The 6,404-nt window shown below is 53.7% G+C and carries 2 protein-coding genes and 1 rRNA gene; all 3 read right to left on the reverse strand.

Going from position 1 to position 6,404, the window contains the following annotated elements; translation table 11 throughout:
• Window positions 1-10: 10 nt before the first annotated feature.
• The 3 genes from HMPREF9334_RS03260 to rrf all read right to left on the reverse strand — a co-directional run bounded on the left by HMPREF9334_RS03260 (window position 11) and on the right by rrf (window position 6,203).
• Window positions 11-685, reverse strand: a complete 675-nt coding sequence (locus tag HMPREF9334_RS03260; protein WP_071985963.1) for an energy-coupling factor transporter transmembrane component T — start codon at window positions 683-685, stop codon at window positions 11-13.
• A gap of 363 nt (window positions 686-1,048) precedes the next feature.
• Entirely contained in the window at window positions 1,049-5,698 is a 4,650-nt protein-coding gene (locus HMPREF9334_RS03265; protein ID WP_039957182.1) for a TonB-dependent receptor plug domain-containing protein, read from the reverse strand.
• A gap of 388 nt (window positions 5,699-6,086) precedes the next feature.
• Window positions 6,087-6,203: ribosomal RNA gene (rrf, locus tag HMPREF9334_RS03270) — 5S ribosomal RNA — on the reverse strand.
• Window positions 6,204-6,404 lie beyond the last annotated feature (201 nt).

Below are 6,404 nucleotides of genomic sequence, written 5' to 3' on the forward strand. Positions count from 1 at the left end.
GCGCATACCCTCAAACAACGGTAAGACAGAGCGCAAAGGCAAGCGGCGCAAGGAAGATCATCGCCCAATCCTTGCCGCCCATGCGGACATCGAAATAGGACGTGCGCGTCCCGCTGTATTCATAGCCCTTGACGAGTGCCGCTCCCGAGAACTCCTCCGTGATCTTCTCACTGCGGAACAGCATCGGCACAACAAAATACTCGATCGCCTTCATCGGATGACGTACGACATAGCCGAGCGACACAGGGATCCCCTTGAGACGCATTGCATCCACAATTACGCGAAAATCGTCCTTCATCGCCGGCAGATAGCGGATCATCACCACAATGCTCAGGATGATGCCCCGATGCAGACGCAGACGCGAGAGTGCCGTCGTGATCTCCGCGATATTCGTGCTCTTCTTGAGCGCGATGCCGAGCACGACGAACGGATAGATGCGCAGTGCGATAAAGGCAATCAGCTGTGGCACGAGAATCGCCCCACGCGGCAGATCCGTGCCGCGCAGCAGCTCCGCCCCATATTGGAGCACAAGCAGCGCGAGAAATCCGAGGATAAACTTCACCGTCTGCGCCGCACTGCCAACCGTCGCAAAGACGAGAATCGAGAGGGCAAACGAGAGAAGCAGGATCTCCTGCCGTCCCGAAAAAATCAGAACGAACATCAGCAGCGTATTCAAATAGAGCATCGTCCGAAAGTCGAATGGTTTGGATCGTGTAGACAGTATCGTCACCCTTTCAAAGAAAAATAATACTGAGGTTAACAAAGGTCTTTTCTCGTGCTATAATGTGCCTAGGTGTTGTCATAACGGTAGGCGGTCAATTCACGCCCCCGAAAGGGGGTATTGCTTATGGGACCATACGAATTTCTTTCGTTTGTCTTCCTCGTTACAATCTGTATTGTAGCATTCAGAGCATAAGAAGAGCCGCCCGCAGTGACCAAACTTAGGCGGCTAATCTTAGCTATTTCCTAATGTAGGGGCTGACCGTTTACCGACAGCACCTTTTTCTTATGTTTATTATACGACGCAACGAGTGATTCGTCAAGCACCTCAGAACCGATATGTCACCTGCATACGTGCATAGTCACCGAGGCGGAATCGCTCCGGCCCATAGAGCGTATCACGCGTATTGATGCCCTTCGCACCGAATGTGTAGAACGCCTCAACCATGAGATTCTGCACGGGGACATAGCCTGCACCGATGGTAAAGCTCTTGATGCCGTCGAGGTAGCGGTCGGGCAGAGACTCCGTCCCGTTGCCGCCGAAGAACGAGCCGTGCTCGAAACGCTTGTAGTCGATGAAGGCGTTCCAGCTGCCCGCAACATCCATATCTGCCTGCCCGACATCGAGGCGCATCACCCAGAACGTCGGCGTATTTCCACGCTCACGCCCCTTGATGGCGAAGTCCGACGTGCCCGCCTTATGCTCATAGCGCGTGTGCCCGTTCATATAGCGTCCGAAGTCCGTGAAGTTCGCACCGTAGTCAAAGGAGAGCGCAGCATTCTTCGTGAGCCGATAGCGCGCACCGACACCGACGACATTCGCGAGTGTGTCGAACGTATCGACATCGTTCCCCGTGCCATTCGCCGCGCGGAAGGTATGCGTATTGCCGCCGAGCGAGCGCAGATAGAACGCCGCAACGCCGATATTCGGCGTAACCTCATGGCGCACCTGCATATATGCCGCCTGCTTAATCGCAGGAATACGATCCTGCTCGAGCACGGTGCCTGTCGTCTTGATAATCTTGCCGACCACATTGCCAAGCCCGACACGCGGCAGATCGGTGCCATCTTCGACTGCTTCCTCCAATGTGTACCGAACTGCCTGCCAATACATATCGACAAGATTGGTAACACTGGGATTTGCCTTCCCCGCTTCTCCCAGATAATCAGGATCATCAATTCCTGTGTAGTCGTCAGGCAAAGCGTTGATCCAGTTCTCAAGAGCAGTATACCAGTTTTGCCGGAACTGGTCGGGAGTTGTTACTGGATCGTAAAAACGATCATCTACCTCAAATTCATAAATCTTACGTATTTGCTTGTTCAAAGTTCCTCGAAGCTGATTCGTAGCAACACCGTCCTCCGTACCGTACTGCTCAACCTCTTTCTGAAACCACGCTTGCAGATATGCCTTATAGGTCGGATAATCCAGTGCTGCAGTGTCAAATGAGCTGGTTTCAATCTGTGGCTGATACGCCGTATCATCATTTACTCCTGCATCTCTATCATAGCGTGTAAGAGGAACCCAAGTTGTTGTTCTTTGCACCAATCCGTTGATATGACTGTCACTTTTCATTTGCACATTGGGATACGCCTGCTTCACAATGTTGAACATACGCTTTACAATGGCTTGCTGCTCTGCCTGTGTCGTCGCATTTTGCATCTGTTCATAGAAGCTGAGTGGGTTCGTCGAATCCATTCCAGGCGTCTTAATAAACTCATCCACGGTCGGCGCACGATAGAACGTCTCTGTCACTGCATGGGTATACGCTGAGTCCGCGATGCCCGTCGAACGGCGGAAGTCGCCGTAGCCGAGACGCACCTGCGTCCGCTTTCCTGTCCAGACGGCACGTCCACCGTCGTACTCCTTGCCGAAGTAGTAGCCCGTGATGCCGAGGGGCTCGGTCAGCCGCCCGAGGGAGAAATCCCACTCCTTCGCATGGCGCGTTACATCTGCCGTGTCGAGCCGTGCATGGTTCAGCCCCTTCGACTGTGCCGCATCCGTCTCTGTATCGACACCCGCCGTGCTCGCGAGACTGCCGAGGACGGTAATGTTCGTATTCTCGTCTAGCCTTGCATCCACACCCGCGCGCAGACGCTGCTCGAATCCGTGCCCCGCCTTCTCAAGGTAGTTCTTATACGCACTGCCGATGGTTGAGGTTGGCGTAGTGCGTGCATTTGCCGGTTTCTCCTTGCCCGTGAAGGAGTTCCACCGCCAGCGGTAGTCGCCAATCACACGCGTGCCAATTTCCTTCTCCATGTCGAACGGCGGGATGATAAAGCGCGCCTTCTTTTCCAATAGGGCGTTATTCGCCTCCGTACGCGCCGCACGCTCCTCCGCGCTCATTGGCACGGTATCCGCATCGGGACCGAATTTCAGATTGACCCCGAGACGATACATCCGCTCTTGGAATGCACGGTCGTCGTCACGGTGGTTCAGAATGTTGTCCACGCCGATATAGGCACTTGAGTCCTTGCCGAGATCCTTTTGCAGGATGAAGTTCCAGATGCCAAACGACTTCTTCTCATAGGTCTGCGTGCCGCCCACATGGAAGTTCATCTGCCATTTATTGTCCACATCATCGATATAGTTCCCGTTGTTCGCGATGCTGTTGCTGTCGAGCATATTGAGGTAATAGTTCCCCCAGAGCGTTGCGCGCCAGCCCGCGTTCTCGTATGTAACACCGAGGTCGATCTTGTGCTGCGGACGGTCGAGCAGGCGGTCGGGCATCGTCGGGTCGCTCTTGTTGATGGCGTGGAGATACGTATAGCCGACCTTCGTTGACCAGTGCCGGTCAAAGCGATGGTTGTACTCCGCCTCGAGTCCCGTGATCTCCGCCCGCCCAATGTTCTTAAAGCTGTAGATCATATCGGGAGGGAAGAACAATCGAGTACCATCTGACTTCAACTCGGGATGAAAATCCATCAGATAGCCCGTGAAGTACGTCGTCATATAGTTCCGAATGCGGTTGTGAAAGGCGTCGATGCGGAAGCTGTCCTTGCCTCCCTTGCTCTCGCCCTCAAGCCCGATATCAAAGTTCACAGACTTCTCGGGCTTTAGTTCAGGATTACCGACCCAGTAGCGACCGAGACGTGCGCGATACTCTCCGACCGGCGCGCCCGCATACATCTCCCAGTTGTAGTACAGCTCGCCCATGCCCGGCTCGGTATAGCCCGTGCCGACATTCGCCTTGAAGCGGCGGTTCGATTTCCCGCCGATGTTGTGCGTCATGCCGATATTGAACGTCATATGCGTGCCAAAGAGATTGCTGTTGTCCACGCGCAGGATCGGCGAGAGGAGTGTACGGTCATTCACCTGCCAGGTATCCTGCACAAAGACATACTGCTTCTTAATCTCCGCTGTTCCGATCGTCTGCTGATTGTGTCGCGCATAATATTCGTCCTTAAAGGCTTTTCCTCGCCAGTTCATTGTATGACCCGTTTCTGTACGGACTGCCTCGGGATTGTAATACATATAAACCGCCATTTCCGGACTAAGTATCATGCCTGATAAATAACTGTTTGCCGGATCGGCTCTCAACGCGTTGCCGAACGCCGCGCGCCGCGCTGCAACATCCGCAGGCGTGTCCGGATGTTGATAGCCATACTTCAAAAATTCCTCGTACGTAAACTGCGGCACTAAATTCTTGCCGTTCGTGTCCTTGTGTCCATACCATTCATACTCGTTATCGTATTTCGGCACGCCCGCATCATTGCGCATCATCGTGTAATCATGAATGCGTGACGTGGGCAGATCACGCCCTACATAGAGATTCTTGTCATAGTCCCACGGGTCGATGGCGCGCGTATACGTGTTCGGCGCATTCTTGAGACGGCTGCCCTCGCCCTTTTCCTGTATGAAGCCCACGCCGTAGGAAAGAAGGTGGTTGTCATTGATTTGCGTATTTGCCGATGCCTTCAGGCTCAACTGGCGATGCTCGAGATTGTCCACATAGTCGAGAATATTCGTCCCCATATAGGTGCGATTCGCAACATAGGAGGTGAGCGTAATATCGTCCTCGTGCATCTTCGCATAGTCGAGGGAGACGTTCCAGTCCGACGCACCGCCGCGCCCCGCATACGAAAGGCGGTAATTGTCACGGTCTACATCGCGCTTGAAATGCTGCTGCGGCTCAAAGAACGAGTTCGAGCGCTTCACATAGCGGTTCATCTCCTCGCTGACGCGGTCAAGGCTGAACGACAGACTGTGATTCTTTGTGATATCATAGGCTGCGGTCATACCAATGTTCTTGATGTCGCCATAGTAGCGCAGAGAGTTACGGACGAGCGATTCGTCCGAGAGTATCGAGTCCCGCACTCCGTAAACGGGCAGAATATCACGCCTGCCGCCGTACGCCGCAATGCGAAACTTGCCCTGCTGCCCCGAGTCCGCACGCAGGAAGAAATTCGCGTACGGAAATACATCGCTGTCCCCCTTCGCACGCCGCCCCTCAAGGTTCAGCTGCAGTCCCGCTTTCTTCGCTGCGTCCTTCGTGATGACGTTGACGACACCGCCAATCGCGTCCGCACCATACTTCGCACTCGCCGCCCCGCGAATGATCTCTATGCGTGCGACGTTCTCCGTCCCAAGACGCTGCAGCTCATCGCCCGCACCCGAATACTTTGCAAAGTCGCCCATCACAGGCTGACCGTCAATCAGGATAAGCGTATGGCGCGGCTCCGCTCCACGGATGGAGACGGTCACGCGCCCCATTGCGTCAATGTTTCGCGTCATGCCCGTCTCGTCAAAGATAATATCCTCAACAGATTTCGCCTGCTTCTTCGCAATGTCCTCCGCCGTGATGATCGTCGTGGACTGCGACTCATACTTCGCCTCTTCCTTCGCTGCGTCTGCCTCTACATGGATGTCGGCGGTGGAGACTGCCTCCTGCGTTCCTTCGTTCGCCCAAACCGTACCGGATACTCCCATAACATGAAGCAGTACGGCACATGTCAATGCTGTCCTTGCACTCGTTTTCATCGGATACACCTTTCTACAAACCGATTTAAAAACTCCTAAGAAGACCTGGCTAGATAGAATGATTCCATCTGTCATTTTAACATTGTGATTATATCACATTTTTTTCATTTTTCTAGTGCTATTTGAGAAAAAAATCAATTCTCAACTAAATTGAGAAAATAAGCCCCCTTCCACCGCTGTCGCGGTCCCCCTCCCCCGTTGCGACGGGGGAGGCTTTGAATAACGGCATATTAGCTTCCCCCGTCCGAGACGGGGGAAGTGGCGAGTGCAACGAGCCGATAGGGGCGCTCCGTGCAACAGCTCCGGGACCGCGAGCGGTGGAAGGGGCGCCTGTAACAAAAGCTGTAAGCATATAAAAAGAGCCCGTGATTTCTCACGAGCTTATCTTTTGCGGCAACTACCTACTCTCCCACGTCGTCTCCAACGAAGTACCCTCGGCCTTTGAACGCTTAACTACTGTGTTCGGAATGGGAACAGGTGGAACCGTTCAGGCATCATCACCGCATGCTGACTTGTTCCAAGAGCAAAGCCCATAGGGCGCATGCGATTGGCTAAACAAGTCGTACGCATAAGTGTCCCAAGAGTCAAGTCCGTAAGGACGCCGACGATTGGCTGACACTACCTGCGCACTGAATGAGTGTTGTCCACTCAAAACTTCACAGAAGAAACTTACCTTGCAAATTGTTAGGCTATACCTTCTTAGAAT

This window comes from Centipeda infelix ATCC 43532 (assembly GCF_000234095.1).
Taxonomy (GTDB): domain Bacteria; phylum Bacillota; class Negativicutes; order Selenomonadales; family Selenomonadaceae; genus Centipeda; species Centipeda infelix.

Coding starts and splice junctions, on each gene's coding strand:
- HMPREF9334_RS03265 (WP_039957182.1), bottom strand. CDS start 5,698: ATGAAAACGAGTGCAAGGACAGCATTGACATGTGCCGTACTGCTTCAT.
- HMPREF9334_RS03260 (WP_071985963.1), bottom strand. CDS start 685: ATGCTCTATTTGAATACGCTGCTGATGTTCGTTCTGATTTTTTCGGGA.